At 44.6% G+C, this 23,697-nt stretch carries 25 protein-coding genes; 9 read left to right on the top strand and 16 right to left on the bottom strand.

Annotated elements, in window-relative coordinates; translation table 11 throughout:
• Positions 1 to 51 precede the first annotated feature (51 nt).
• From L2755_RS06570 to L2755_RS06630, 13 genes are all read right to left on the bottom strand, one after another.
• Positions 52 to 1,512: a DUF3131 domain-containing protein gene (locus tag L2755_RS06570; protein ID WP_248979941.1), complete on the bottom strand. Its 1,461-nt coding sequence runs from the start codon at positions 1,510 to 1,512 to the stop codon at positions 52 to 54.
• A gap of 20 nt (positions 1,513 to 1,532) precedes the next feature.
• A complete protein-coding gene (locus L2755_RS06575; protein WP_248979942.1) occupies positions 1,533 to 1,859 on the bottom strand; it encodes an Hpt domain-containing protein in 327 nt (108 codons plus the stop codon).
• Between the two features lie 109 nt (positions 1,860 to 1,968).
• Positions 1,969 to 3,246, bottom strand: a complete 1,278-nt coding sequence (locus tag L2755_RS06580) for a glycosyltransferase (protein WP_248979943.1) — start codon at positions 3,244 to 3,246, stop codon at positions 1,969 to 1,971.
• Positions 3,247 to 3,436: 190 nt separating this feature from the next.
• Entirely contained in the window at positions 3,437 to 4,420 is a 984-nt protein-coding gene (locus tag L2755_RS06585) for a hypothetical protein (protein WP_248979944.1), read from the bottom strand.
• A complete protein-coding gene (locus tag L2755_RS06590) occupies positions 4,410 to 5,852 on the bottom strand; it encodes a DUF3131 domain-containing protein (RefSeq protein WP_248979945.1) in 1,443 nt (480 codons plus the stop codon). The genes L2755_RS06585 and L2755_RS06590 overlap by 11 nt, the downstream gene beginning before the upstream one ends.
• Positions 5,822 to 7,216: a DUF3131 domain-containing protein gene (locus L2755_RS06595; RefSeq protein WP_248979946.1), complete on the bottom strand. Its 1,395-nt coding sequence runs from the start codon at positions 7,214 to 7,216 to the stop codon at positions 5,822 to 5,824. Before L2755_RS06595 ends, L2755_RS06590 begins: the two co-directional genes overlap by 31 nt.
• Positions 7,217 to 7,226: 10 nt before the next feature.
• Positions 7,227 to 8,561, bottom strand: a complete 1,335-nt coding sequence (locus L2755_RS06600) for a DUF3131 domain-containing protein (protein ID WP_248979947.1) — start codon at positions 8,559 to 8,561, stop codon at positions 7,227 to 7,229.
• Positions 8,548 to 10,407 carry a glycosyltransferase family 2 protein gene (locus L2755_RS06605; RefSeq protein WP_248979948.1) on the bottom strand — a complete coding sequence of 620 codons (1,860 nt, stop codon included), beginning with the start codon at positions 10,405 to 10,407 and terminating at the stop codon, positions 8,548 to 8,550. Before L2755_RS06605 ends, L2755_RS06600 begins: the two co-directional genes overlap by 14 nt.
• Positions 10,408 to 10,503: 96 nt before the next feature.
• Complete coding sequence (locus tag L2755_RS06610) at positions 10,504 to 10,953, bottom strand: ATP-binding protein (protein ID WP_248979949.1); 450 nt, start codon at positions 10,951 to 10,953, stop codon at positions 10,504 to 10,506.
• Positions 10,954 to 10,962: 9 nt separating this feature from the next.
• Complete coding sequence (locus L2755_RS06615; RefSeq protein ID WP_248979950.1) at positions 10,963 to 12,156, bottom strand: nucleotidyltransferase family protein; 1,194 nt, start codon at positions 12,154 to 12,156, stop codon at positions 10,963 to 10,965.
• 13 nt (positions 12,157 to 12,169) lie between these two features.
• Positions 12,170 to 12,502, bottom strand: coding sequence for an STAS domain-containing protein (locus L2755_RS06620; RefSeq protein WP_248979951.1), 333 nt, complete (start codon positions 12,500 to 12,502; stop codon positions 12,170 to 12,172).
• 12 nt (positions 12,503 to 12,514) lie between these two features.
• Positions 12,515 to 13,732 carry a PP2C family protein-serine/threonine phosphatase gene (locus tag L2755_RS06625; RefSeq protein WP_248979952.1) on the bottom strand — a complete coding sequence of 406 codons (1,218 nt, stop codon included), beginning with the start codon at positions 13,730 to 13,732 and terminating at the stop codon, positions 12,515 to 12,517.
• 215 nt (positions 13,733 to 13,947) lie between these two features.
• A complete protein-coding gene (locus L2755_RS06630; RefSeq protein WP_248979953.1) occupies positions 13,948 to 14,343 on the bottom strand; it encodes a nitrous oxide-stimulated promoter family protein in 396 nt (131 codons plus the stop codon).
• 351 nt (positions 14,344 to 14,694) lie between these two features.
• On the opposite strand from L2755_RS06630, the gene L2755_RS06635 reads away from it, so the two are divergent.
• The 6 genes from L2755_RS06635 to L2755_RS06660 all read left to right on the top strand — a co-directional run bounded on the left by L2755_RS06635 (position 14,695) and on the right by L2755_RS06660 (position 18,609).
• A complete protein-coding gene (locus tag L2755_RS06635) occupies positions 14,695 to 15,462 on the top strand; it encodes a hypothetical protein (protein ID WP_248979954.1) in 768 nt (255 codons plus the stop codon).
• A 110-nt stretch (positions 15,463 to 15,572) separates the two neighbouring features.
• Positions 15,573 to 15,866 (top strand): hypothetical protein, encoded by a 294-nt coding sequence (locus L2755_RS06640; RefSeq protein ID WP_248979955.1) that lies wholly within the window; start codon positions 15,573 to 15,575, stop codon positions 15,864 to 15,866.
• A 60-nt stretch (positions 15,867 to 15,926) separates the two neighbouring features.
• Positions 15,927 to 16,232, top strand: a complete 306-nt coding sequence (locus tag L2755_RS06645; protein WP_248979956.1) for a DUF3630 family protein — start codon at positions 15,927 to 15,929, stop codon at positions 16,230 to 16,232.
• 47 nt (positions 16,233 to 16,279) lie between these two features.
• Positions 16,280 to 17,314: a serine/threonine protein kinase gene (locus tag L2755_RS06650; RefSeq protein WP_248979957.1), complete on the top strand. Its 1,035-nt coding sequence runs from the start codon at positions 16,280 to 16,282 to the stop codon at positions 17,312 to 17,314.
• Positions 17,315 to 17,436: 122 nt separating this feature from the next.
• Positions 17,437 to 18,048 carry a thiol:disulfide interchange protein DsbA/DsbL gene (locus tag L2755_RS06655; protein ID WP_248979958.1) on the top strand — a complete coding sequence of 204 codons (612 nt, stop codon included), beginning with the start codon at positions 17,437 to 17,439 and terminating at the stop codon, positions 18,046 to 18,048.
• Between the two features lie 348 nt (positions 18,049 to 18,396).
• Positions 18,397 to 18,609, top strand: a complete 213-nt coding sequence (locus L2755_RS06660) for a DUF1107 domain-containing protein (RefSeq protein WP_248979959.1) — start codon at positions 18,397 to 18,399, stop codon at positions 18,607 to 18,609.
• Between the two features lie 231 nt (positions 18,610 to 18,840).
• Here the strand turns inward: L2755_RS06660 and zapB are convergent, their stop codons facing one another.
• The gene (gene zapB / locus L2755_RS06665) at positions 18,841 to 19,044 is read right to left on the bottom strand and encodes a cell division protein ZapB (RefSeq protein ID WP_248979960.1); all 204 of its coding nucleotides are present in this window, start codon (positions 19,042 to 19,044) and stop codon (positions 18,841 to 18,843) included.
• A gap of 180 nt (positions 19,045 to 19,224) precedes the next feature.
• Here zapB and L2755_RS06670 point away from each other — a divergent pair, with 180 nt between their 5' ends.
• From L2755_RS06670 to L2755_RS06680, 3 genes are all read left to right on the top strand, one after another.
• Positions 19,225 to 20,709, top strand: coding sequence for a Na+/H+ antiporter NhaC family protein (locus L2755_RS06670; protein ID WP_248979961.1), 1,485 nt, complete (start codon positions 19,225 to 19,227; stop codon positions 20,707 to 20,709).
• Between the two features lie 155 nt (positions 20,710 to 20,864).
• Positions 20,865 to 21,590 carry an amino acid adenylation gene (locus L2755_RS06675; RefSeq protein WP_248979962.1) on the top strand — a complete coding sequence of 242 codons (726 nt, stop codon included), beginning with the start codon at positions 20,865 to 20,867 and terminating at the stop codon, positions 21,588 to 21,590.
• A gap of 167 nt (positions 21,591 to 21,757) precedes the next feature.
• Complete coding sequence (locus L2755_RS06680) at positions 21,758 to 22,042, top strand: helix-turn-helix domain-containing protein (RefSeq protein WP_346348078.1); 285 nt, start codon at positions 21,758 to 21,760, stop codon at positions 22,040 to 22,042.
• Between the two features lie 342 nt (positions 22,043 to 22,384).
• Here the strand turns inward: L2755_RS06680 and L2755_RS06685 are convergent, their stop codons facing one another.
• On the bottom strand, positions 22,385 to 22,669 hold the full coding sequence (locus L2755_RS06685) for a helix-turn-helix domain-containing protein (protein WP_346348078.1): 285 nt from the start codon (positions 22,667 to 22,669) through the stop codon (positions 22,385 to 22,387).
• Between the two features lie 167 nt (positions 22,670 to 22,836).
• The gene (locus L2755_RS06690) at positions 22,837 to 23,562 is read right to left on the bottom strand and encodes an amino acid adenylation (RefSeq protein ID WP_248979962.1); all 726 of its coding nucleotides are present in this window, start codon (positions 23,560 to 23,562) and stop codon (positions 22,837 to 22,839) included.
• Between the last annotated feature and the right edge of the window lie 135 nt (positions 23,563 to 23,697).

Consider the following 23,697-nt stretch of genomic DNA (forward strand, 5'->3'; position numbering starts at 1 on the left):
AGTCATCCCTAACAAAACTATCTATTATTATGCGTGAGTATTACTAATTTTTCACTCTTCAAAAATGGCCCGTCTATTGCGAGTTTTATACCAGAGACTGACCAAGATCAGTGAGTTAGTGTTTATGTTATAGGCGGTGTTTGCTTTTCCATTGCGGTAAAGTCCTGTGGGGATCTCTGTATGCCGAGCACTATTCGTTATCACCTGTGTCGCTAAGCTTTGGCTGTACTCGCTGTGATAGATAACACTCAGAGCAAAAGCGGCTTTATTGCTGAAGGTTTGCGATTCGCCAAGAGGCTTACCTGAATGAGAAACGCTATGCCAAGCTTTGCCCTGGTAATAGATGTTGTTATATAAAAACCAAGGGGACTTACTCAGCGAATCTTCAGCGTAGGCGGTTAACCTGTTATTGAGGTTGTATTGGGCTTCATGCAGTTGGTAGAGTTTATTTAGCTGATTCCAGCAAGAGGCGTCATTGCTGATCTCAATGGTGTAGAGCAGAAAAGGATCTAGGGTTAGAAAAGGTAGATTACGAGGGTCAATTTGTAGGGAAACGTTATCAAGCGTCACTTTATCTAGCTGATTACACATAAATGCATTATCCACATCTAGGTTCATCAGGCGGTAACCCGTTGCTGCATATTGCAGGTAACCCAGTCGCCCTTCCTGGCGAAAGTACTCTTTTTTAGACGTTAGCTTAGTGCCATATAATGTTTTTTTATGAACCGCAGTACTAAGCTGCCACTTTTTCTTGATGAGCTCAATATTGGCTGCGAGGTGAGGCTTTTTTTTTGCGACAATCGCTAACCAAATATAGAGCCTACCCAGATCTAAAGCTGACCATCCATTACCGTGGGACGAGGTTTGACTAAACCGACCAGAGGGCTGTCCTGTTACGGTATTGTACTGTCTATTGGGGAGCTTGCCTTTGTAAAGTGGCAATTCATATAGGGTTGAAAGTAATTTCCCTAGTCTTAGATCGGTGACTTGTTGGTTACTGACTTCCAACGCCTCCAAAGCCATAATGGCAGCGATACCACTGGCAATGTCCCACATGGTGGCGTGCGTATACCCTTGAACGGAATCGATGAGCCCAGTGCTTTCGTTCCAGTTCTTATCGATGTATCGCTGTGCTTTGCTTATCAGTAACTTCTCGTAGCGAGTTAGAGCAACCGGTATTGCTGTGGCAACTTTTTTCATTACTTCATCGGCAAGCACCCTAGGTGTATCTGAATATTGAGGAGCAGTCTCTTGTGCTACGGGGAGACTCATACTTTGCGGGATCACCGCTCTACGTTGAAATTTGATAGCAGTTTGAGTCGAGGTATCAGAGCCCAATATCACTCTTGACACCCTTTGTGGTTCGGGGGGATTTAACTGCGATTGTGACTGCTGTTGCTCGGGCTGTATTTGTATTGCAGCGTCATTCTGGGTGCTATTTCCCCACGCAAATTGACTCGCTACCGTAGCGAAAGAGCACAGCGCGATATAGAGTGTGCTCTTATCTAACATGGTTTTTTGCAATAGGCGGCCTATTGCAAAATCCCTTCTATTTGCTGATTAATCTCTTTTATTTTGCCGCAAAGATCATTGATAGCCGTTTGATTTGGTAAAGAGCCGGCTTGGGAGCTAGCTTCTACCGCTTGGGCTAATGTCATAGCTTCTTTGGCGCATAAATTACCGAACATGCCTTTAAGCTCATGGGATATCTGAAACAAGCCATTGACATCGTCACTGGAAAAGCGATGTTGGATGATGCTATCACTTTCGCCATACTCTTCTAAGTAAATGGTGAGCAACATTTTCACCATGGAGTCATCATCGCCACACAGTGCCCTTAATTCGTTAACTTCTATCATTTTTACATCCTTTGCTCTTTATCTGTTTGCTGACGCCAGGTACTCAATGTGGGGCGACAGCGGTGCAAATATTGGCGTGTATACGGTATGTGTTTATTGAATTAGCTTATTAGGCGGTTGCAGTGAGTTGCTCTGCTTTAACCTTGGTTAACCAAGTTGCCAGTGCTTTAGGGCTCATAAGTTGTATATCACCGAGCTCAGCGTCTTTTGCATGCACAAGTTCATCTGGGAGCAAATTAATAATGCGCTCTAAATCTTCAGCGGTTTGTATTTCTTTATCAATTAACTGCGCCATCTCTTTGTTGTAATCAGCTTCTCTGGCTCGTAGCGCTTTAACTAGGCCTTGTAATAATGTTAACCAAGTACTCATTGGCCCTTGGGTTATTGAGGCTGATTCGGCAGCGGAATCAATAAAGGCGAAAGGCACGCTGGCAATGCTCTGTTGATGTTGCATGGCAGCTAAGATCCAATCGGTATCGAATGAAAAGTCAAATACGCTCGGTTTAGCGAGAATATGCTGTAGTGCATCGCGACTGAAGAGTTTGTAAGCGGCCTGAGTATCGTGAATTCCCTTTGAAAAAACAGCTGAACCGACCATTCTTTGCATGTGTCTGAGGGTCTTAATACCGATCCCCCAGCGCTGCTCTTGTTTGACTAAAATAGAGAGTGGATCTTTACGATTTCCCAGCACGACTTGAGCATGGTTTGCCACAAAGGGGGCCAATATGAGCCCCAGTTGCCCCATATGAACAGAGTTATCAGCGTCGGTATAAATAACGGCATCAACACCGTCAGAGAGGGCTTGCATACAACCATGAATGATAGCGCCGCCTTTTCTGGAGTCATCAACATCATTGAGCTTGGCTAAAGGCCCCTGTTTTGCACTGATCCCATCTTTTAGGTCGAGCACAGATATTTTTTCGGGCTGTGAGCTTCTATCGGCAATGCGGTTGGCAATATCGAAACTGCTGTGGGGGCAGCCATCGTCAACGGGATACAAATGCCAGTCCACTTTAGTCCCCTTGCATGCCCATTGAAGTTGAGTCACCTTGGTTAGCAGTGAGTTTTCGCCATTGATATTGGCGGCGCTCTTTTCTAGCAAGCGATGATGTTCTCCCCACATAGCAAAGACAACGCCAATGGAGATAGGTGTGGTTATTTGTCGCAAGTATTTGCGTGATTGCACCAGCTTAACGGCTAATTTAAAGGCAAGAGGGCAATCCTCTCTTTGTGCCAATGAGGCAAGTTGCGCTGGAGAGGTGTGTTTTAGATCCAATAAAGAGTCTGCGAGCTCAAGTAGGCTGATTTGATGCGAAGATTCAGTTAAATCAAATTGGTTGCTAGCCGCGCGATAAATTTGTTGGAGATCTTCTTGGTGCATTTTCATAATGAATCCTTTCATTGATTAGCTCATCCTGAGCGCCAGTAATATTGACACTGCATCAACATTGGGCATGTCTAAAATGTAGTAATAAATGTGCAAAACAGCAAGGTGATATTCCTCTCAGTTTACGGCTATTTAGGTATGACTAAGTTGGTGGCCTCTGTCGCTCAGTTATCTATCTATTTTTAAAAGCTTAATACGGTGGTTCTATGTCATTTTCTTTGGGATCAATCTTGTCTGCATTCTTAGGTTTTTCGGTGACTGAAATAGGTTCTATTTGCCGTTTTTGCAGCGACTCTACTTTTATCTCTTGGGCTTGATTAATACCCCCCTTGCCCAGTAGATTGGTCGCTTGTGGCGCTTCAGTCGGCAGGTTTACATCGGTACTTTTGCTCTCCTTTGCCTGAGACTGAGCTGCAGAAGCAAGCGCCGCGTCAGAAGCATTAATGACTTTATTTTCAGCTTCCTTTTCTAATTGCACTTTAGCGGGTGCCGTAGATTGTGCTGTTGGGGCAAAAGAGGGTGAGTGGGAGAAATTAGCGTCGTAGCCGGAGAGCTTCTTACCCGAAGTTGGTTGCTGTGATTGCACTGTGCTGGGAGTGTAGGTCTGGGTAGGTTGGTCTACCCTGTAATCGATGTTTGCGTCATAGCGGTTGAGGCCTAGTTTGGGGGTGGTGAAGGAGAAAAAGTTTAGTTTCTCTTGCCACAATTGCAGTGCCGTCAGTTCAATATCGAGGTTCTCGTCTATAGCACTGGTAACATCACTAACCTGCATTGCCACCGATAGCTGAGTGTTCGCAGTTTCCAAACGTTGATGTAGTTGTTGCTGTATTTGCGACCAATTAGTCCCCCCAGTTAAGAGGTAACGAGTGCTGTCAGACCAATATTGGTACGCTATCGGGTCCTCTGCCTTATCTGCTGCAATAGCCGCCAGTGATGCAGCCAGTCCAGCCGACTGCCACATCTCTTGTCGAGACACTTTGTTGGGATTACTGAGCAGTACAGCACTTAACTTATGCCAATGGGTAGCTGCTTGTGGATAGCGACCTTTTGCAAGTAGGTAGTTGCCTTTGCTAAAGGGTCGCAATTCAAGGTTCAGCGCTTCTGCAAATGCAGGCTTGCCTGCTGATAACAGCATAAGAGATAAGGCTAGTATAAATCGATATTTATGACTCATCGAACGTCTCCACTAAACATTTACCGGGATGATTGAAACGTGAGTTAAAGCGTACATCACGATATTCCTTGTTTTCTTTGGCTTGATAAAGTTTGCCGTTGACCTTGTAGAGCAAAGCTTCTAGCACACCCGCATTCGTTTTTAAAGTGATGCTTTTTTCATAGGCACTTGATACTTCATAGCGCCCTTCATACCAACCTCGTTGTGGATGATATAGCTCTTGCACCAGTGTTATTAGGCGTTCGGTGTAGTCGGTTTTCCATAGCGCCCACATTTGAAAAGCGACTCGGGTAGAGATAAGAGCAAGCTGGTCGTGGCTACTGCCATCTTCTGCGACGGTGATCCAAGGGGTGCCTAAAGCATAGATAGCGTCATAAACGAAATAGGGTTCGCCGGAGACCACATGTTCCGCTCTCGCGGTGTAGATCCGTTCAATATCCCAGCGACTCTGCTGTACTTGATAGATGGAATCTGCCATTGCTGCTAACGGCACATTGGTATGTTGTGCGTCCAGCGAATGTAGATCGTCGATATCATCCCAGTTAAATTCAAGCCCCAACCATAGATAAGGGGTGCTAAAAACCGGCCTTAGTACATCAAAATAGCGCGGATCTCGGCCATCAAAAAGCAGGTCGATTCCATTAATGGTCGCCACTTCATAAGGCTCGAGTGTCATGGATTTTTTAGGGATTATCTGCCAATCTAAATAACCATATGCAGCATATTCCTCGATACCTAAGCGTCCCTCTTTATAGCTATTAACCTGTCCATTACTGATATTGCCGCCATACAGCTCGCCTTTCTCTGAGACTAGGGCGCAAAAATTCCAACGGAGAACTGCTTTATCGATATATTCAGAAAACTCAGGGTTGTGTTGTTTTGTAATGGCTAATGCAATCAGTAGTCTACCAATATCAATTGCAGACCAACCTAATTCCGCAGCTTGATTGGCGTAGTTAACCATGCTGCCAGAGTGGGTGGAGTAGACTTTATTTGGCACTCCTTGACGTGTTAAAGGCATTTTGACCAGAAAATCTATCACCATAGTGAGTCGTTCGTCATGGGCTTTGGTTGAGATTAACTCGAACTGCAGCGCCGCTTGCAGAGCGATAAGGTAATCGGCCAGTGAGGTCATATCCATCGTTGGATAATTGTCTATGGAGTTAACTAGGCCTGAGGATAGCTGAGTATTATTGGCGAAATACTGCCATGCGGTGTTTGCCCAGCTAAGCTCTTTTTCGGTTAACTCACCGTGTCTACCTTGCCTTATGAACTGAGATCCATTAACGCCAGATACGCCAGACTGCACTCCCTGGTAGACAAGACCACAAGCTTGAAGGCAAAACAGCAATAACAGCAGAACACATTGTCGTAGCATATGACTCCAGTCAGAAAGCTGAATTAGTTTGCTGCAGTCTTTCTCGGTAAGCATTGCCCTTCATATCCAAATGGGCTTTGTAGTGCTTTCTCCCAAAGGCTAGGTGCGGTAGTCGCTTGATACTGTAGTAACTTACCCTGTTTTTTATACAGTAAGATTTCGAGCAAAATACCGTTGTTGTTTGAGGTGAATGTATTAATCAGTCCGGTACCATTCTCAAATATGCCCTCATAAAAGCCTTTTTCTCGGTCGTAAATATGGCTCACGTGGTCAAAAAGAAGATCGGTATATTCGGTGTCCCACAGTACCCACATCCCCATCGCCCCCTTGATCGCCACGGCGGAGTATTGCGGTAAAAAAGCGCCGACCTCAGAAATTGTATTCCAAGCAAAACCATCGGTGTAAATGGTGTCGTAGACGAAGTAGGGTGCCCCGTCGAGTTGATGCTCGGTTCTGGCGGTGATGATGCCAGTTTCTTGATAGCGTTTTTCTTGCACTCGATAGATCTGCAGTGCAAATTCAGCCACCCAAGCATGGCTGTAATTGTTGTCGTGTGCACTATGGTCCGCAGTGACGTCCCAACCGAACTCAATACCATCGAGCACATAACTTTCGGTGACGACGTAGCTATGAGCTTTGAGCCTGCGCGGATCGCGAGTGTCATAGGGAATGTCGTAACCATACATATTAATGGTGGCGTAGGGCTCAGGCATTAGTGCTTGTTTAGTATTAAATCCCCAAAGTTCAAATCCTTTGGCGGCATACTCTTCATAACCCAATCGGCCCTCTTGTAGGTATTGAACTGGCTTACCGGGTTCCAGAAGGGCGCCAAACATGGTGCCGGTTTCATCGACAACGTTACAGAAATTCCACCGCAGTACGGCAGAGTCAATGGCGCTGCCAAATTGAGGGAATCGATGTTTAATAATATGCAGCCAAATGAGCAATCGGCCCAAATCCAATGCGGAATAGCCAATTTCACCGGGTTGGTTTGCATAATCCACCTTGGCCGCATTTTGGGTGTTATATGCCTTGTTGGGTAGCTCACCCATAAACAGGTCAATGGTGTTTAATGTGGCGATAAAACGAATAAAACGGCGATCAAACTCCTCTTTTTCGATAATGCCAAACTCTAGCGCGCTGACCATGCCGGCTAAATAGGATGAGGCGTCCCACCAAGTAACAGAGGGGTAATCATTTACGGCATTAACGAGTCCGGTTGACTCTTGATAGTTATTGACGAAGTACTGCCAAGCGATCGTCGCCATTTCCATCTCTTGCTCAGTAAGGTCTCCTGAGCGTGGTTTGGGAACCTCCCAATGTGTATGACGTTCGACAATATCGTTCGAAAAGCCTTGATAGCTATTACCACACGCAACAAGCAGTAGAGCTAAGCATATGACTAAAGTAAGTTGCATACGCATCCCTCTATAGTTGTTCTTCTACACCGACATTAAGTAAGGCGCCATTTTGAATGTAAGCCAGCGACTCTAAAACAATACCGTTGGTATTGGCGGTAGTGGCTTTATTGGCTTTGCCGGTTGTCTCATATACACCTGAGTACCAGCCTTTACTGTCGGAATACAGTTCATCGACACCCGCTATCAGTACGTCGGCATAAGCGGTGTCATATAGGGCGTACCAGCCGAAGGCGGCTTTGGTTGAAAGGGTTTTAAACTCAGAGGCATCTGCGCCAGTATCTGTGATGGTGTTCCATTCTTTACCATCAGAGAACACAGTGTTGTAAACAAAGTAGGGGGCTTGGTCGATATGATCCTCGCTGACGGCGGTGATAATGCCAGAGCGTTTATAGCGCTGTTCCTGAGCCTTATAAACACGAAAAGCAAAAATTTTGGACACACTATCAGCGCCAAATTCGATGCTATCGAGAATGTATGATTCACTGACCACGTAATTATGCGCGTGATACTTGGCTGGGTCGCGGCTATCGGTTGGCACCTCAATACCGTCAATCGTAATCAGTTTCAAATAGTCAGCGTACTTTAACGCATTGAACACATCCCGCCCCATCAAGCTGAGTGCTTTTGCTGCATACTCTTCGTAACCAATACGCCCCTCTTGTACTAGCTCAAGACCGGTACCTGATTTCGCGGGTCTGGAGCCAAATAAATAACCATCTTTAGTCATTACGCCCACCTGCCAGTGCTGCAGAACGCTGTTGACCTGTTTGTTAAACTTGGGATATTGCCAAACTAAAATGTTCATCGGCACCAGAATTCGACCGATATCGATAGCTGACCAACCAATGCCGTTTTCATCTTTGACAGGTTTATTGGTGTAGTCCACCATCTGTAAAGTTTGAGTGTTGTAGGCTTTATTGGGTAATTGGTCTTTAACTAGCGGTAAGCGGGATAGGGTCACTAATGCCTTTTCTATCTTGAGGTTGAACTCATCAAAACTAATCACATTGAGCCTATGGGCAGAAATGAGCGCCATAAGATAGGAGGCGGTATCCCACATCGTCGTTGAGGGATAACCATCTACAGAGTTCACCAAACCGGTGTTATCTTGATAGTTGTTTTCAAAGTACTGCCAAGCAGTTTTTGCCCACTGAAACTCTTGGTCGGTTAAGACTCGAGTCTTTCGAAAGGGAATAGGCTCTGCTGGAGCAAATGAAAGATTGCCCATTACCTGATTGTATTCACGAGTTTCGATGCTGAAAGCAACGGCTAAAGCAGTAAACAGCCCCGCTAAGAATACAATGTGGTGACGGGCTTTAACGAATGAACTACTCGATTCCATAATCCAACTCCTTGGTTGTTTCTATCGTGGTGGATACATCGTCTGTTGGGGGGGACCAGCATGCTGCGGCGATCATGCCCCACATGGCCATCATGTTATTAATGGTCCAAAAACTATTGAGAATTAAACCGCCAAGTGAATAATTACCAAATGAGTGGCTGCTGTAGGCGTACCAAGCAAAAATCATACTAGCGAAACTCAATAAAAAAACAGCGATTTGCGGAGCAACTAGGTGGAGGAAAAAGCCTTGTTGTCGATTTTTTGGGGTGGTCGGGAAGCTAATTTTCTTACCGCGCAGTACGGTCCATAAGGCCCGTAAGTTGACCGGAAAGAAAGAGAGGAAATTGGTTTTGCCTGCGTAGCCAGCGACCCCCCAAGTACCGACCATCATGGCTAGTTCGGCAGTGATCACAAAGGGTAAGAAGTGCATATAAAACGTGGTGTCATAGGCGCTAACGGGAGCAATACTGGTAAGAAAATACACAATAGGGCAAGCAAGGAAGATAATATTCCAAATAGCCGATAGATTTGACCAAAAACTGGCGCCATACATGAGCTTTTGCTTCAGGTTCATGCCTTTTTTTAACAGTGGATTGTCATTCATAAAGATGTCAATTGCACCACCTGAGTACTTAAAGCGTTGTACCGTCCAGCTCTGCAGATCTTGTGGTGACAGCATTTTACTTTCTACTTGCGTATGCTGAATTGAGCGCCACTCGCGCTCGGTATCACCGTGCAGAATGAGTGAGGTATAGATATCTTCTGAAACGTGGAATTTGTAGGGGGTAAACTCAGTATCGAAGATGATCTCTTGGCGTAAGTTAGTGGATATATCGTTATCGACCCTCTTCTCTTTTGTGAGTTTGCGGATCTGCTTTTCTACTGCTTCATGCTCTTGGCTGATCTGCTTGCTATAGCTGCGTAACGCCGCTTCCATTACCGCTTCTCGGCGGTGTATCGAGCCTGCTCCGCAGCAAAATGACGCATTGGCCCAATTACGACGGCGCTGAATGACGTCATAGAACATTTGTGGATCATTTGCATAGGGGTCGCGGCCTAACGTCACTGGGCCGTAGATTTTTTCAAACGCGCTACCAAGCCAGCCTACTGGTGTGCCTAAGCGTTTCTTTAGCCACGCAGGGAGCCGTTCACCGGCGGGCAGGTCAAAAAACCACTGTGGTGTTTGTACCCAAGCCACATCTGGATCTTTAAAGTAACCTAAGGTATTTTCTAAGATACTAGGGAAGGGGCGAGTATCTGCATCACAAATAACGATAAAGTCGCCATAGGTCTGCTCTAACGCATTACGTAAATTCCCCGCTTTGTAGCCGACGTTATTATCGCGAGTGATATATTCAACTCCCATGTCGGCGGCTAGTTGCGCCATTTCGGGGCGTCTGCCGTCATCGAGTATAAAGATCCTCATCTCTATCTCATGAGGATAACGAACCTTTAGCGCATCTCTAATACTCAGAGCGACGAGTTCCGGCTCCTCGTCATAAGTGGGAAACATGATGTCGACCCCGATAGGCCTATCGTCCAGCGGATCATTTATGCACTCATTAATGGTGGCTGGTGGGCTTTTGATAGGCTCATCTGCCGTTTTCCATAAATTGAAGGCAAATAGGACGGAACCAACAAAGGCGCAAGATTCGGCAAAGGCCAAAGGCAGTGAAAACCACATTGCATCGTAGTTGAGCGCAAAGCCCCAACGCCAAACCAAGTACCATACTCCTAGTGCAATGTTACACGTCGCCAAATATTGATATAGCAACTCCCGCGAAGGACTGTAGCTTGCAGGTTGAGGTGGAGTGCGTTTCTCAAACTCATTGAAGTAAAAATCCATTTTCTTATCTCCGTGCACTTATTGGTAAGGCACATATCCATCTTCCTAGCAGCATTGAGTCGGGCTCTGTCGACTAAACGGTTATTGTTTACTTGGTTAGCTGGCGCTACGCTCTAGCCTTAATGTATTGCGATTTTGGTGCGAAAAATATTCCAATTTGTCGGATAACTGTTGAATGATCTTCAATCCCCTTCGGCTTTGTAGCCAGGTTTCTGGATCATCCGCTACCGGTTCAACAAAATCAGTGCTGAGTAAGTCTTCAAGCACATCATTAGACATGGATTGACCAAAATCCGATATCTCGACGATAAGAACGTTGGCGCTACTCAGGTACGATGTTGCTTCGAACTTGTCACCGTCCCTGTTGCCATAGGCATGCTCAAAAACATTGTTAACGACTTCAACTAAGCAAAGCTCCATCTGCCCGACTATCGACTCATCAAGTCCTAGGCTATTCCAGTAGGGCACAATATCTTCAGCGACCTCTCTGGATGCCTCTAAGCTACTAAGGTATTGTTTGTGAAACGTCCCTGTGCTCACATCCATAAGTTAGCCCTATTTAATTTGCTGTAGCGGCGTTGGGTCTGCCTTTGGTGACTGCAGAGTGCTGTAAATTTCGTTAATGCTCGCTCTACCCGTCAAGGGTCTAGAAACGTTACGATTTTTAAGAATGTGTACGTATTGGCAATCGGCCAGCAGTTGGGTATAGCCGTCGTGGCCTAGCAGGTAATCACCAAACATGGTTTTATTGGCAATGTAGGCGTCATCAGCCAAATGAATGTAATCACAAATTAGGGTGTTGCTGACTAAGCTTTTGGCATCAACTCTACAGTTAGCACCGACAACAGCTGGGCCGATAATGGTTGCACCGTTTTGGATCTCGCAGCCACTGCTTATAATTACCGGAGGGGTAATTTTACATTTAGAGATATCGATTTGAGTATTAATGCCCACCCAAACACCCGGTGAGAGCTGTGTGCCAGGAATCGGGTAACCCTTCACTTTCCCGTTTAAAATATCGCTAGTCACCTCCCAAACATCTTTGACTTTACCGACATCTAGCCACTGAAAGTCCATGTTCACCGCATAAAAATGTGCTTTTCTTTCCACAAGAAGAGGGAACAGGTCGCTGCCGATATCGAACTCGACATCTTTAGGGATAAAATCAAAAATAGCAGGCTCGAAGATATAGATCCCAGTATTGATCTTGTTAGATAGTGCCTCTGACTCCAGTGGCTTTTCTTGGAAGCTAACCACCTGTTCATATTTGTCGGTAACAACCACACCGTATTTACAGACCTCTGATGAGGGCACTTCACGGGTGATAATCGTTGCCAGACCACCGTGGCTTTTATGCTGAGCGACGGCTTGCTTAAGATCGAGATCAATCCATGCATCGCCACATACAACGACAAATGTTTCATCAAAAAAACCTGAGAAATCTTGTACTTTTCGCATGCCGCCAGCAGATCCGAGCGCTTGACTGACAAATTTTCCAGCGACCTCTTTTGCTTCATATGAATAGGACAACTGCACATTGAAATGGTGACCATCGCCAAAGTAATTTTCGATGATTTCGGCTAGGTGACTGGTATTGATCACTATTTTATCTATGCCATTTTTAGCGAATAATTGGATCATTGACTCCATTACCGGTTTACCCAATATTGGTACCATCGGCTTTGGGATCGCGTAAGATATCGGCTTAATACGAGTGCCTTTCCCTGCGGCTAGAATCATTCCTTTCATAACATCTACCTCTTTAAGCGGTTGGAGCCAGAGCATCTTCAATTGTTGGGTGGCTCAAAATGAGCTTGTCCATACGCGTTAGCTTGAGAAGATCGGTGACTGGTTTTTGCGGGTTAACAATGCTAATTTTGGTGTTGCGCAGCATCTTGTAGGCGCCCATTACAGCCCCTAGACCACTGCTATCCATAAAGCGAACTTCACCCAAATCAAGCACTAAGTGCGTGCGAACATTGCCTTTGATTTGCTCTAGCTGCTCTCTAAATGCCGGAGCCAGCTTTGCGTCAAATCTGCCTTCGTTAACTTGAACTATGGTGTATTGGCCTTTCTCAATAATATCAAATTGCATAATATTTCCTCTTTATTCACCTTGCCATTCAAGGACAAGGAGGCTTATGTCATCATCAAATTGCGCCGCGCCACACCATGCGCTAACTGTTGAAACTATGGTGTCGGTCTGCGTATCGCCGGGCTGATTACTCAGCGCTAGAACGAGTTGTTTTAGTCCAACCTCTGAGTACTGGTTTTTTTGTTGGTCTTCCGCTTCTGTTATGCCATCTGAATAGAGGAAAACCCTATCATTAGGCTTAAGCTGTACTTGCTCTGTTTGGTATTCAGCAAAGTCGAACATGCCAGCAACAAAGCTGTCCTGTGCGATAAATTCACAGTGACTTTCTGATTTTTGTAGCCAGATCATTGGTGGATGTCCTGCAAATGAGTAGGTGAGTAAGCCGCTTTTGGTATTTAAAACGGCATACACCATAGTGAAGTAAAGGTTATTTTGGTCTTGGCTTATGTAGCTTTGATTGAGGTGCGCAATCACTTCGCTGGGTTCGATAAGGCTATAAAAAGGGTCGGTATCTTTTTTACGTTTTACATTCGAGGCGGTACCGGAATTTGAACTGATGCTTTGTTGAATAGAGAACGACATTAAGGCTGAGGCGACGCCGTGACCCGCCACGTCAAACAGGTAAATTGCAATATGCTCTTCGTCTAACTGCATACAGCCAAGCATATCGCCGCCAATCTGTGCGCTAGGAATATGGGTATAGTTAATTTCAACGCCCTTAAAACGGGTTTGGTTAGGTAGCATGCGTTGAATGAGCTCACTGGCGGATTCTAAATCTTGTTTAATGGTCGCATAAGCACAATCGAGTTCGATGTTCTTGGCAACGAGTTGATTGTGCAGCTCTAATGTTCTAAACCCAGCTTTGATCCTTGCATCCAGTTCATTGATATTAGTATCTTTTGCAACGAAGTCGTCGGCGCCGGCGTTAATACCTTCAACAATGGATTCTTTATCATCACGACCCGAGAGCAATACGAAAAATATGTAGCGGTTATATTCGGCGGATTTTAGTTGATAGCAGAGTTCGATACCGTTTAATTCTGGCATCATCCAATCACTGAGCACGAATTGAATATCAGGGTGCGAGTCTAGTTGGGTTAACGCGTCTAAACCATGTTTAGCGGTCACGACTCGGTATCCACGGGAAGATAACATCTGTGACATCATCATCAACATGACTTTGTTGTCTTCTACGAGTAGGATCTCTTTAGTCAAAGCGGCAGCCTCCATGCTGATAGTTCCCAACGAGCGACATCTTTAAATGCGCTGCTGTTCAAATAAATCCATTTACTTCCCAAAAGTCTAGACGTGAAATTCAGATACAACAAGAAAGCGCACGATACTATTTAAAGTAATCGTGCGAGCTATTGTTTTTTCTATTTAAAATTAGGCGAGTATAGCGCTGTAGTTATACTGAATCGTTAACTTGGATGTTCGAATAAACCTTAATCTTTAATGCTTGCTTTGATCCTTAGGTGCCGATTTGAACATCCCGCTGGTGGTTTTCCTGGGGTGTCTTTACGTTCTGATAGAAGATGTCTTATTGCCATAATGGGATGAGGCAGCATCATTCTCGGGCCTGCATAGATCATTATTTCTCTAGTTTTGGCTTTCATATGGGGTTTATAACAATGCACCGGGCATTTATTGCAAGTGGGCTTATCTTGTCCGTAAGGGCATCTATCTAATCGGATATGAGCATACTCAGTGAAATCTTGGCAATCTTGGCACAAGCCATCAGTAGCGCTTTCATGGTGTGCTTTGCAGTATATTTCCACCATAGCAAAGAGGGTTCTAAACTCCCTAAGCAATTTGCCCTTTAAAAGTTGTTCGAAAGCCATGGTATACCTTAGTGAGCTACTGGGTTATTGACATCATAAAAGTCTACAGCGTGACAAACAAAATTCATGTTTGAAAATTTGAAGGTGCGCACAAAATAGTGCTTTTAAATGCAGTTTAGTTCTCGGTTAGCCATTTTAATCAAAATAGACTGAATGTTCGCTAATAAGGTGCATTTTGGCTAAATTTAGCCGATATAGTGCACTATTTTTGATACCCGGTTAAAAATGAGATATAAATACTTGATTTTATGAGAGAGAATGCATTAATAATAACGTTCTATTTTCGCGCGTTTTTTTAATGCATAAAAAGACTCACATTTTGAGTCTCTGGCTAACCACTGGTGGAACATAATGAAAGTAATTGCCATTATTTTGCTCGTTATCATAGGCGTTTATCTCTATAAGCGTACTCAGCGACTAGCAAATGAAGAAAATGATAAAAGAGCTCAAGATGAACAAGCCGCGAGTGAAGCGGTTGAGGCAGAAGTAAAAGACGTGACTCCAGATACGATGGGTGAGATATCGAGCCCGTCAGATGAAGGGGTGAGCTTTGATAAAAAGCTTGATATTGAAGGTGAGGTTGTTGAAATCATGCCAGAGCCAGAGCCAGAGCCAGAGCCAGAGCCAGAGCCAGAGCCAGAGCCAGAGCCAGAGCCAGAGCCAGAGCCAGAGCCAGAGCCAGAGCCAGAGCCAGAGCCAGAGCCAGAGCCAGAGGTTGATTTAGCTTGGGCGAATGCCAAGTTAACCCAGGCCATTGCTGACACCACTGCAGCAACAGATACCGCGGCGCAATATACGGCCATGTCTGTGGCAGTTGCTGAGTGTTATAAGCAGCGTAAACAAGCTGATTATGTAACGTATGGTGCGAGCTTGTCTAAGCGTTATACGGCATTTTTTACCGTTTATGCCGCTGAAACTAAAGCCGATAGCCCTGAGACTGAAGTCAAAGGGGTTGGCCTAATGCATATGTCGACTTTACTTAACGATAATGCTGAGTTTGATGCTGCTATCGAGATATGCAAAACAGCCATTAAACACGGTGTAAGTGATGGTACCGTGACAGGCTTTGAAGGTCGTATTACCCGCATAGAAAAGGCTAAAGCAAAAGCAAATAAATAAAGTGATAGCAGTAAAGTTCATACTCCGCTGTTGAAGCGGTGTAGAATAAGCTGAGTAGCTTACTAAAAGGCGAACATTTGTTCGCCTTTTTTATTTAGAGGACCCTTAGCATGAAACTCCGTCTAGTCTGTTTCATTTCATTATTATCTCTTGGTTTAACAGCGTGCACAGATTCACCCGAGTGGACACTACTCTATTATCCCAACGCGGCAGCAAAGCCGAGTGTCGAGCAATCTGGTGAGTTTATCAGTGGTTACTATGCATCGGTTGAACAATGCCATGCTAAAGGCAAAGGCTTATTGCGCTTGAGTGGCGATAACAATGCAGAATATGTCTGCGGCCATCTATGTGTTGCCGATGAAACAGCACTGGTTTGTCAAAACCTAGTATCATCTGCCCAATAACTGGCTGTCGATGACTGTCACAGGTCGTTCCAATATAACAGAGTCGTGAGCGTCAGCTAGATGAAACTAAATGCTATTAAGTTAGAGCGTGAAACCTTGAGCTTGTCGGTGCAAGCTGATATTGATTTTGAACTGTTTGCCGACTTTGCAGAAGCATTTGCACAAGCGATAGATTGCACAGTGGTAGAAAGACAATGGGGAGCCGATAGGCATCAATGGTTATTGGAGTTTGAAGGCGCCCACTTGCAACTGCATTATGAGTTTTATGGCGACATATGTTGGCTTTCCACTGAGAAAGAAGACGAGTTCGATGTGCTGGTCTATTTAGCCGAGCTGATGAAGCCCTACTTAGCATCACAAATATAGCATCAGCATGAGTTACACCTAGTCACCTTTAGCTAGAGCATGAATAAATGAATAGAATAGAGCCCATTAAGACCGCGATAGTCACCGCAGATGAAGATTCAGCATTTCATTATCAAGCGTTGACACCGGATCTTATATTGACCGCCATTGAAACGTTAGGCATCTACCCTGAAACGGGCTTGCTGGCACTCAATAGTTACGAAAACCGAGTCTATCAATTCCGTTGTGATAGCGGTCAGCGTTATGTGGTGAAGTTTTACCGGCCTGAGCGCTGGTCAGATCAACAGATCCAAGAGGAGCATGACTTTTCTGCGGCGCTGGTGGAGGAAGAGGTACCAATTGCCACCCCTGTTATTGTTGATGGGCGATCCCTGCACGAATATAAAGGCTTTAGGTTTGCGCTATTTCCCTCTATTGGCGGTCGAGCATTTGAAGTTGATAACCTCGAGCAGTTAGAGTCAGTTGGTCGTTTTATTGGTCGTATTCACCAGTTCTCGAAACAGGCAGATTTTGCCTATCGCGATACGATGTCACCGCAGTTACTGGGTGATGACTCACTTAAGTGGCTAAAAGAGTCCGGTCACATCCCAAGAAGCCTAGCATTACCCTATTTTACCGTGGTTGAGCAAATCCTAGAGAAATCTAGCGCGATGTGGCAGCCAAAGAAATACGCTAACATTCGGCTCCATGGTGATCTGCACCCAAGCAATATATTGTGGACACCTGACGGCCCAGGCTTTGTCGATTTAGATGACGCGAAAATGGGGCCCGCGGTACAAGATATTTGGATGATGCTAGCAGGTGATAGGCAGCAGCAGACTTTGCAACTCGAAGTGCTACTGGAGTCTTACGAAGAGTTTTGTGAGTTCGATACCCGAGAGTTACAGCTCATAGAGCCTTTAAGAGCGATGCGGATGTTACATTACAATGCATGGTTAAGCCGTCGCTGGGCTGACCCGGCGTTTCCTATGAATTTCCCATGGTTTGCGGAAGATAAATACTGGGAACAGCAAATCTTAGCTTTCAAAGAGCAGTTGGCCGCACTAGATGAGCCACCCTTAAGTCTGATGCCACAATATTAAGTTTGTGATAACTCTCATCTTGTAACAAAAAAATGAACTTATGCACTTGAGCTCGACTCAAAATGGCATTAAATTATCCTGAAAATAATTCAAGATGCATTAAGCATCACCAAGGAATTCACATGAAAAAAACATTATTGGTCGCATTAGCATTTTTAGTCGCGCCTATGGCTGCAATGGCAGCAGATTACAAAGAGGGTGTTCATTACACCGTTGTTAATGAAGGCCCTGCAACTGCAAAGCCTGAAATTACCGAGTTTTTCTCTTTCTATTGTCCACATTGCTACACCTTTGCAAAATCAGAAGTGCCTAAAATTAAGGCTAGCTTACCTGAAGGGGTTGTTTTCAAACAAAACCACGTTGATTTCATCAATGGCAACATGGGCGTGGAAATGTCTCGTGCTTTTGCCGTGGCACATCAGCTAAAAGTGGATGGGAAAATGGAAACTGCCATTTTCTCAGCCATTCACGACAAGAAGCAGCATTTTACTAATCGTGATGATGTAAAAGCTATTTTTGTGGCCAATGGCGTAGATGGGAAAGCATTCGATGCAGCGGCAAACTCATTCATGGTGAACGCGCAAATGTCGAAAATGAAGCGTGCTACTCAGAATGCCAAGATTTCTGGCGTACCAGCACTAGTCGTTAATGGTAAGTACCGTGTAGAAACCGGTGCAATCAAGTCATACGACGAACTACTTGATATCGCATATTACCTCACCACAATGAAGTAAATGCGTCCTCGCGAGTATTGAGGAGCCTGAGGGCTCCTTTTTTGTGCCTGCGGCAAATCGCAGCCATAAAAAAACCGTGCTTCTTGGTCGCAAGAAACACGGCTACGGAGCTAAAAAGCTCAACGTTACCCTGAGTAACCCCTAAACGGTAACAGGGTGTCAAAAAATTGGCAAGCGACATTTTTATGCTGGTCGGTATTAGATATTTGATTTGGGGAAAGAAATTACAGTTTACTTAAATCAGATTAAAATTTTTACAATTTATTTTCGATCTGATGAAACCTTCATGGTAAAACATCTGTCCAACTAGAACATATAACAACATACAAAAAGTTGTCGGGAGGTCTTGTGAGAGTTTTTCCTGTCTATGCACCAAAGCTAATCGTTAAACACGCGCGTATCTTTTTAACTGGGGTGATCTGGGTAAAAGACCTAGGTCGAATTGAATTTGATAAAGGGCGATTCTTATTACCAAGGAAGAGCTTACCAAAAGTTAAGCAAGCTATATTGGAACTCAATGAGTTAATTGAGACGCAAAATAGTGACATGCAGATGGCATAATAACGGCCTTATGCATTGGCCATCGGTAACATCGCAGCATGGTTTTATCGCGAGTAGTCGATTTGGAACATCAAAGCGGATGCTCGCAGCTCCATAGGATATATCGAAAGGCTGAGCTTAATTGCTCAGATCCACTTTATGGCTAGTAATCATTTTCGCAGGTGTCGCTATGTGAGCATATTTAGCGACACAGCTGCAAAAATAACGATTACGTAAACTCACCTAAAAAGGTTAGCCAACCTCTTCGTTAAGCAAGCCAACCAAACCGGTTACTTTTTCGTTCCAAGAATTCAATTCTTGTTGTAACTGTTGGTTTTGTTCTGTCAAACTGCTGCTCGACTGTTTCTCTTCTTCAAGCTCCATTTTAAGTAGCTCAATCGTTTCAAGCGCAGCTTGGATTTTTGTTTCCAATTTTGACAATAGTTCAAGGCTCATGGCGAGTCCCTTTGGTAGCATGATGATAGCTCCGATTCTAGCAGCGAGGGGGTCTTAGTGAATAGTTAATTATGCTAAATTGACTAAAATCTTATGATAATAGTTGTGAGATTGGCCTTTTTTTGTACTTATTACTAAGTCGTTAGTATTCTTCCCTTTATTTCTACAGGAATTACAGGCATGTGGGCCAATATCTTAATGCTTACTCCGTTGGTGTTAACCTTAGTGTTAGCTCTAGTTTTGCGACGTACGCTTGTTGCCTTAGGGGCCGGTATTATCTCTGGCGCACTTATTATCAGCGAATTTAATCCAGTTAATACGGCTGTGTACTTATCGTCAAAAGCTTGGATGCAATTTTACGCTAATGGTCAGTGGCAAGCTTGGCATCTTAACGTGCTGGCTGCGATGGTACTGCTGGGCGTGATGACACAACTGCTTGCCAGAGGTGGGGCGGTGAAATCATTTGCTGATTGGTTATATCATCGCATTCAAAGCGGTCGGCAAGCGCGAGTGGGCGTGGTGGTGTTGGGTTGGATGGTGTTTATTGATGGGATCTTTAGCTGCCTCGCAGTGGGTCATGTATGCCAGCCACTCAGCCAGCGATATAATATGAGCAAGGAGCAGATCGCTTATCTCGTCGATTCCAATGCCTCCCCCTTGTGTGCATTACTGCCATTTTCCAGTTGGGGCCCCTATGTTATGGCTATTTTAGCCAGCATCACACTATTGCCTCTCTCACCGCTGGAATCTTTTATTGAAATCGCAAAACTCAATTTTTATGCTATTACAGTGATTATATTGTCGCTATTGGTTGCCTGGTTTGGCATCGGTTTTACCTACACCGGGGTAACTGAACAAGATATTACCGAAGTTGAAGCGGGTAACCCATGGTTATTAGGAGTTCCTATGGCGAGCCTGTTGGTTGCGTCCGTGGGCTTTACGTTATGGTCGGGGGCGGCTAACTCTCAATCAGCTGATATTACTCAGTGGATCACCTCGGCAGATATTGGCGCCGCCATGCGCGATGCGTGTATTTTAGCGACGACTATCGCGGTATTGATGTTGAAGCTTTCCGGGCGAACAGCTTTTCAGCTCGTGGTTGACATATTTGTCGGCATTAAGATCATTAGTTTTGCGATATCGATTCTGCTATTTACCTGGATGATTGGCGCGGTGATTGCTGATTTAGGCGTGTCCAAGTTATTGGCAGGTTGGGCGGAGCAATTTATCTCAAGCAATTTGCTCGTCGCTGGCATATTTATTCTATGCGCTGTGATGGCATTCACCACTGGCTCAAGCTGGGGTACGTTCGCGATAATGATCCCCATCGGTGCTGAAATCGCCGCTGCAGTGGATATCGTGTTATTGCTGCCGGTGTTAAGTGCGGTGATGGCAGGCTCTGTATTTGGCGACCACTGCTCTCCGATATCTGACACCAGTGTCATTAGCGCGACCAGTTCAGGTTGTGAACCCCATGCACATGTGGTGACTCAGCTTCCCTTTGCAATGATCGCGGCATTAAGTGCGCTTATCGGTTTTCAGTTAATTAACCTCGGCATTGCCGCTATATGGAGTTGGTTAGTGGTATTGATTAGCGCCGCAACGCTGCTTGGCTTGTATCATAAGCTCAGCACTTATGAGGCTAACTTTACCGTTAAGGCGTAATCTTGAAGTGCTGAAAGCTTGCATCACTGTCGGCCTTGTGTTCATGATTAAATAGAGAGCGGTAAGCCTGCTAGCAGTGAGAAATCTGTAGTGAAACGATATTTACTAAAAGTGATGATATGCTAGCCCTCTAACGAATTAATCAGGTGATATTGATGGCGCTGTTTTTAAGTCTGTCCAACCCAATGTGTAAAATGCTTAAGCAGCCCCTTGAGCGAATGACAGACGCCGATGGCAACAATCCCGGTGTGCAGTCCATTAGTACCAATGCCAATCGTGTGAGCTGGCAAGGGCAGGTTATTCACTTGTCGGGTCGTCAGTGGCAGCCCTACGATGATGGTAGTTGGGTAGTGGTATTTATGGAGTCTTATAGTCGTTATTGCATGGTGCTTCACTACCCATTCAAGCCCAAATGGGAACAGCTACAGATAGATTTTTATAACCATTGGAAATTACATGCAGTTGGTTGGTTTCGAGCCGAAGGGATCATAACAAACGATGATGATGGTATGCAGATACTCGATAATATTGAGCATTATTTTGAGCAAACCAAGCTGCATTGTTTTCGCAATTTAGACCGCAGCATCGGCGCTCATGTCGCAGAGGTACAGTACTATCTGCAATCACTGTTTGAAGATCATCAACCACGCTATTTTGACAGCGAGGAGGCATGGGAGCTGAGTATGTATATCAATCAACAGCCGCGAAAAATCAATGGCCAGCGCAGCAAAAAGCATCAGTTCTTTCCGGTAGAGCGTTTTATCGAAGATAGTTTATATCGCTTCGCAAGCGGGGTTAGCATCAGTGCATACCCGAATGTTGAGCCGGGGAATTTCCCTTGCCCTTATCCAGAAAAACCGATACTACGATTGCTGAAGTGATTGAATAACTCGGGAGTGTGAGCTTAACGATTCAATATTTTGATTTTAAATATCGCTCATATGCTTTATTTGAAATCTTTTTTTTCACACGCTGTAGCGTGTAAAAACCTGTTTAACGGCTATAGCGTGTAAAGTGGGTTTAGGAATTGTTTCTAATCGGTAAAGCTATCAAGAAGGTGATCAACTCAAAGCAGCTTAGCGCGTATCTCAAAGATGTACGATTGAATATAAAATTGTCGCAAGGCAAAGTAGCGAGTAAGGTAGGTATTCGTCAGGATACGATTTCAAGCTTTGAGCAAAACCCCGATCCCACCAAATTAGAAACGTTATTTAAGATTTTATCAGCTTTAAATCTTGAGCTAGACATTAAGGTTAGGAATCCAGAACTGACGAGTAAGCTATTGGACGATAGAACCATGAACTCAGACCGTGAATGGAAGGAAGGGTGGTAATGGCTGTTCTCGATGTTTATATAGTCGACATGAAAGTATGACATGTCGACAGAACACAGAAACATCGACATGTACTTAACTCTTAGGTCTAGGAAGCTTGTTAGCTGTCTCAGACGGCCTTGAAAACAATCCACATTCAGATCCAGAACGTAGAATAGAGTTTTCGGCAGCTTGATACTGCCGACGAAACCTTAAAGCCCTTTATTTGTGGCCTTGTTTTCAAGGCCGTCTGAGACAGCTAACAAGCTTCCTAGACCTAAGAGTTAAGTACATGTCGATGTTTCTGTGTTCTGTCGACATGTCATACTTTCATGTCGACTATATAAACATCGAGAACAGCCATTACCACCCTTCCTTCCATTCACGGTCTGAGTTCATGGTTCTATCGTCCAATAGCTTACTCGTCAGTTCTGGATTCCTAACCTTAATGTCTAGCTCAAGATTTAAAGCTGATAAAATCTTAAATAACGTTTCTAATTTGGTGGGATCGGGGTTTTGCTCAAAGCTTGAAATCGTATCCTGACGAATACCTACCTTACTCGCTACTTTGCCTTGCGACAATTTTATATTCAATCGTACATCTTTGAGATACGCGCTAAGCTGCTTTGAGTTGATCACCTTCTTGATAGCTTTACCGATTAGAAACAATTCCTAAACCCACTTTACACGCTATAGCCGTTAAACAGGTTTTTACACGCTACAGCGTGTGAAAAAAAAGATTTCAAATAAAGCATATGAGCGATATTTAAAATCAAAATATTGAATCGTTAAGCTCACACTCCCGAGTTATTCAATCACTTCAGCAATCGTAGTATCGGTTTTTCTGGATAAGGGCAAGGGAAATTCCCCGGCTCAACATTCGGGTATGCACTGATGCTAACCCCGCTTGCGAAGCGATATAAACTATCTTCGATAAAACGCTCTACCGGAAAGAACTGATGCTTTTTGCTGCGCTGGCCATTGATTTTTCGCGGCTGTTGATTGATATACATACTCAGCTCCCATGCCTCCTCGCTGTCAAAATAGCGTGGTTGATGATCTTCAAACAGTGATTGCAGATAGTACTGTACCTCTGCGACATGAGCGCCGATGCTGCGGTCTAAATTGCGAAAACAATGCAGCTTGGTTTGCTCAAAATAATGCTCAATATTATCGAGTATCTGCATACCATCATCATCGTTTGTTATGATCCCTTCGGCTCGAAACCAACCAACTGCATGTAATTTCCAATGGTTATAAAAATCTATCTGTAGCTGTTCCCATTTGGGCTTGAATGGGTAGTGAAGCACCATGCAATAACGACTATAAGACTCCATAAATACCACTACCCAACTACCATCATCGTAGGGCTGCCACTGACGACCCGACAAGTGAATAACCTGCCCTTGCCAGCTCACACGATTGGCATTGGTACTAATGGACTGCACACCGGGATTGTTGCCATCGGCGTCTGTCATTCGCTCAAGGGGCTGCTTAAGCATTTTACACATTGGGTTGGACAGACTTAAAAACAGCGCCATCAATATCACCTGATTAATTCGTTAGAGGGCTAGCATATCATCACTTTTAGTAAATATCGTTTCACTACAGATTTCTCACTGCTAGCAGGCTTACCGCTCTCTATTTAATCATGAACACAAGGCCGACAGTGATGC

Origin of the sequence: Shewanella abyssi (assembly GCF_023284025.1) — a bacterium.
GTDB lineage: Bacteria > Pseudomonadota > Gammaproteobacteria > Enterobacterales > Shewanellaceae > Shewanella > Shewanella abyssi.

Bases quoted from the DNA above. Each gene is read 5' to 3' on its own strand.
- L2755_RS06570 (WP_248979941.1), bottom strand. From the start codon at position 1,512: ATGTTAGATAAGAGCACACTCTATATCGCGCTGTGCTCTTTCGCTACG.
- L2755_RS06575 (WP_248979942.1), bottom strand. From the start codon at position 1,859: ATGATAGAAGTTAACGAATTAAGGGCACTGTGTGGCGATGATGACTCC.
- L2755_RS06580 (WP_248979943.1), bottom strand. From the start codon at position 3,246: ATGAAAATGCACCAAGAAGATCTCCAACAAATTTATCGCGCGGCTAGC.
- L2755_RS06585 (WP_248979944.1), bottom strand. From the start codon at position 4,420: ATGAGTCATAAATATCGATTTATACTAGCCTTATCTCTTATGCTGTTA.
- L2755_RS06590 (WP_248979945.1), bottom strand. From the start codon at position 5,852: ATGCTTACCGAGAAAGACTGCAGCAAACTAATTCAGCTTTCTGACTGG.
- L2755_RS06595 (WP_248979946.1), bottom strand. From the start codon at position 7,216: ATGCAACTTACTTTAGTCATATGCTTAGCTCTACTGCTTGTTGCGTGT.
- L2755_RS06600 (WP_248979947.1), bottom strand. From the start codon at position 8,561: ATGGAATCGAGTAGTTCATTCGTTAAAGCCCGTCACCACATTGTATTC.
- L2755_RS06605 (WP_248979948.1), bottom strand. From the start codon at position 10,407: ATGGATTTTTACTTCAATGAGTTTGAGAAACGCACTCCACCTCAACCT.
- L2755_RS06610 (WP_248979949.1), bottom strand. From the start codon at position 10,953: ATGGATGTGAGCACAGGGACGTTTCACAAACAATACCTTAGTAGCTTA.
- L2755_RS06615 (WP_248979950.1), bottom strand. From the start codon at position 12,156: ATGAAAGGAATGATTCTAGCCGCAGGGAAAGGCACTCGTATTAAGCCG.
- L2755_RS06620 (WP_248979951.1), bottom strand. From the start codon at position 12,502: ATGCAATTTGATATTATTGAGAAAGGCCAATACACCATAGTTCAAGTT.
- L2755_RS06625 (WP_248979952.1), bottom strand. From the start codon at position 13,732: ATGGAGGCTGCCGCTTTGACTAAAGAGATCCTACTCGTAGAAGACAAC.
- L2755_RS06630 (WP_248979953.1), bottom strand. From the start codon at position 14,343: ATGGCTTTCGAACAACTTTTAAAGGGCAAATTGCTTAGGGAGTTTAGA.
- L2755_RS06635 (WP_248979954.1), top strand. From the start codon at position 14,695: ATGAAAGTAATTGCCATTATTTTGCTCGTTATCATAGGCGTTTATCTC.
- L2755_RS06640 (WP_248979955.1), top strand. From the start codon at position 15,573: ATGAAACTCCGTCTAGTCTGTTTCATTTCATTATTATCTCTTGGTTTA.
- L2755_RS06645 (WP_248979956.1), top strand. From the start codon at position 15,927: ATGAAACTAAATGCTATTAAGTTAGAGCGTGAAACCTTGAGCTTGTCG.
- L2755_RS06650 (WP_248979957.1), top strand. From the start codon at position 16,280: ATGAATAGAATAGAGCCCATTAAGACCGCGATAGTCACCGCAGATGAA.
- L2755_RS06655 (WP_248979958.1), top strand. From the start codon at position 17,437: ATGAAAAAAACATTATTGGTCGCATTAGCATTTTTAGTCGCGCCTATG.
- zapB (WP_248979960.1), bottom strand. From the start codon at position 19,044: ATGAGCCTTGAACTATTGTCAAAATTGGAAACAAAAATCCAAGCTGCG.
- L2755_RS06670 (WP_248979961.1), top strand. From the start codon at position 19,225: ATGTGGGCCAATATCTTAATGCTTACTCCGTTGGTGTTAACCTTAGTG.
- L2755_RS06675 (WP_248979962.1), top strand. From the start codon at position 20,865: ATGGCGCTGTTTTTAAGTCTGTCCAACCCAATGTGTAAAATGCTTAAG.
- L2755_RS06690 (WP_248979962.1), bottom strand. From the start codon at position 23,562: ATGGCGCTGTTTTTAAGTCTGTCCAACCCAATGTGTAAAATGCTTAAG.